Genomic DNA, 3,177 nt, shown 5'->3' with positions numbered 1-3,177 from the left:
GCCTGGCGGATCCACCAGGTCGCATAGGTCGAGAATTTGTAGCCACGGCGGTATTCGAACTTATCGACCGCTTTCATCAGGCCGATATTGCCTTCCTGAATAAGATCGAGGAATTGGAGACCGCGATTGGTGTATTTCTTCGCAATCGAGATCACCAGGCGCAGGTTCGCCTCGACCATTTCCTTCTTGGCGACGCGCGCTTCGCGTTCGCCTTTCTGGACGCGCTGGACGATCAGGCGATAATCATCAATCGGAATCCCGATTTCCTGGGAGACTGCGGTGATTTCCTCGCGAATTTCATCGACTTGTCCGCTTTCCTTGTCGAAGAATTTTTCCCATTTCTTCTTTGACTTGGCGCTATCCAGCGTCTCTTCCCGCCAGTTCGGATTGAGCTCGTTTCCGAAATAGCTTTCAAGGAATTCCTTGCGCGGCACGCCATGCGCATCGGCCAGACGCATCAGGCGACCTTCCAGCCCCATCAGCTTCTTGTTGATCGCATAAAGCTGCTCAACCAGCGCTTCGATCCGCGCATTGTTGATGTGCATCGTTTTCAGATTATCAACGATGGACTGGGCCAGCGCATCATATTCTTCGCGGGCCTTGGGGGTCAGCCCCTTGCCTTCGAGGCGCTTGTCGACGAGCTTTTCCTGAAGCTTGCGGTACTGGCTGAAAGCCAGCGCCATCTCGTCGAGCTTGCCGAGCACACCGTCGCGCAGTTCCGCTTCCATGGCCGACATGGACATGGCGGCGCCTTCTTCCTCGTCCTCGCGTTCTTCGCGGGCAAGGCGCTCTTCGGTCGTCTCGTTCTCGCGGGCCTTGGCTTCGGCCTCTTTTTCTTCCTCGGTCTTTTCTTCAGGCTCAGGCGCCGGGTTTTCCGCGCCATAGGTTGTTTCAAGATCGATCAGGTCGCGCAGCAGGATCCGCTCATTCATGAGCTCGTCGCGCCAGACCATCATGGCTTCGAAGGTCAGCGGGCTTTCACAGAGCCCGCGGATCATCGCGTCCCGGCCAGCCTCGATCCGCTTGGCAATCGCGATCTCGCCTTCGCGCGAGAGCAGCTCAACCGCGCCCATTTCGCGCAGATACATGCGGACAGGATCATCGGTCCGGTCTGAGCCGCGCGCATTGCCCTTCTTGGCGACGGCAGTCGTGCCGGTCTTTGCAACAGCGGTGCTCTTCGAGGCGCTTTCGGCCTCTTCCTCATTCTCGACGACCTGAATGCCCATTTCCGAAAGGGCAGACATTGTGTCTTCGATCTGGTCGGAACTCAGCTCGTCGGACGGCAATACGGAGTTCAGCTCGTCATGGGTGACGTAGCCCTTTTCCTTTGCCTTCTTGATGAATTTCTTGACCTTGGAATCATTCAGATCGAGCAGTGGACGGTCATCTGTTTCCAGTTCACCATCTTCGTGCTCATTCTTCTGGGCTTTCGCCATGTAAGTCTCCCGCCTGTCGCAGCGCCTGTCTTCTGCAACATTCAAACCAGTAATGACAAGGGATCAATCCTGATCCGCCTGTTCTGCCGCTTCATTGAGACGCGCCGCACGAGCTTTTCGTTCCGCCACCTCATGGTGCAGCCGGCGCCAGTTCTCGGGTGACGCTGTCACCTCCTCACTCGCGCCGCCCCCATAAGGGCCGGCCTCCTCTCGGGCTACATATTGCTCCAGGGCGATCAGCCATTCCCGTTCCTCTGGCCCATCGGGCTCAATATCTGGAATGTCGGGATAGTTTTTGAGCAAGTCTGCAGCGCGCGTATTACCTCGGCTCTCTAAATGGTCACGGATGGCCTCGCGGTCAACACCTTTGCCTGCTTGTGGCCAGGAAATTAGCACGTCACGCAATAATGCAACATCCTCGTCGCGGAAGACGGCCATTGAAAGCGTCTCGAACCCGATATCGATAAGGTGCGGACTGGCGATGGCGCGGACCAGGAGGCCGAGACCGCGTGTCTTGGGCGCCGTGCTCTTCTGCTGGGCGCCTTTGACCGGCACCGCGCCCTTCTTGAAACCTTGCGATCCGCTGCGTCTGGACTGGCGCTGCTGCCAGAGATAATCGCGCATCCGGGATTTGAGATCGCGCTCATAGGCGGTGCGCACCGCGCCGTGCCTTATCTGCCCGGCCGCCTGCATCAGCCGCGCCTCAAGCCCCGCCTGGCGCTCGGGCGTATCGATCGCCTCGGCGTCGCGTTCGCGCCGCCACAATACCTCGACCAGCGGGAGCGCGCCGGCAAGCGCCTGTTTCATCGCCTCAGGGCCCGACTGGCGGATGAGGTCGTCCGGGTCCATGCCGCCAGACAGCAAACAAAAGAAGAGCGAGCGGCCCGGCTCAAGATGCGGCAGCGCGCGCTCGATCGAACGATCTGCCGCGCGAAGCCCCGCCGCATCCCCATCGAAACACAGCACAGGCTCAGGCCCGGCGCGCCAGAGGAGGACGAGCTGGTCTTCGGTCAGCGCCGTGCCGAGCGGGGCGACGGCATGTCCGATCCCGGCCTCGGCCATGGCAATCGCGTCCATATAGCCTTCGGTGACGATCAGGCCGCCTTCATCGGTGTCGCCAAAGGCGGCGCGTGCATCCTTGTAGCGATAGAGGATGCGGCCCTTGTGGAAGAGCTCGGTATCGCTGGAATTGAGATATTTCGGCTTGGCATCCGGCTGCAGCCCCCTGCCCCCGAAGGCGATGACTGCGCCGCGCACATCGGTGATCGGGAAGATCACACGGCCCCGGAACCGGTCGTAAGGGTCGCCGCCGCTTTCCTTCTGGACGGCGAGGCCGGCTTCGGTGATCTCGCTTTCGCTGAAGCCTTTGGATTTCAGATGCTCGATCGTGGTGCGCCAGTCATCCGGCGCATAGCCGAGCCGATGACGCGCCCAGGCGCCGGCGCCAAGGCCGCGACCTTCGAGATACTCGCGCGCCTCTGTGCCTTCCGCCGCCCGCAACCGGTCCTCATAGAAGGCGCACGCCGCTTCACAGCACTCGTAAAGCCGCTTGCGCCGGTCATAGGTCTCGGCGTCGGCGGCTGTCGGCTTGGGCAGCGCCATACCCGCCTCATCGGCGAGCTTCTCGACCGCCTCCATGAAGGAGAGGCGTTCTGTTTCCATGACGAAGGAGATGACATCCCCGCCAATCCCGGAGGAGAAATCCTTGAAGATGCGCTTCTGGTCATTGACGTAGAAGCTC

Annotated in this window: 2 protein-coding genes; both read right to left on the bottom strand. The window is 60.4% G+C overall.

The window, feature by feature from the left end:
• Positions 1-1,436: sigma-70 family RNA polymerase sigma factor (locus WA989_RS08610; protein ID WP_424340093.1), on the bottom strand; the 1,436-nt coding region annotated here is incomplete at its 3' end.
• Positions 1,437-1,499: 63 nt separating this feature from the next.
• The coding region (gene dnaG, locus WA989_RS08605) for a DNA primase (protein WP_424340092.1) at positions 1,500-3,177 on the bottom strand (1,678 nt) is incomplete at its 5' end.

Origin of the sequence: Henriciella sp., assembly GCF_049649345.1 — a bacterium.
Lineage (GTDB): Bacteria > Pseudomonadota > Alphaproteobacteria > Caulobacterales > Hyphomonadaceae > Henriciella.
The sequence above is the reverse complement of the archived record's forward strand: the minus strand, read 5'-3'. Positions and strand labels throughout refer to the sequence as shown.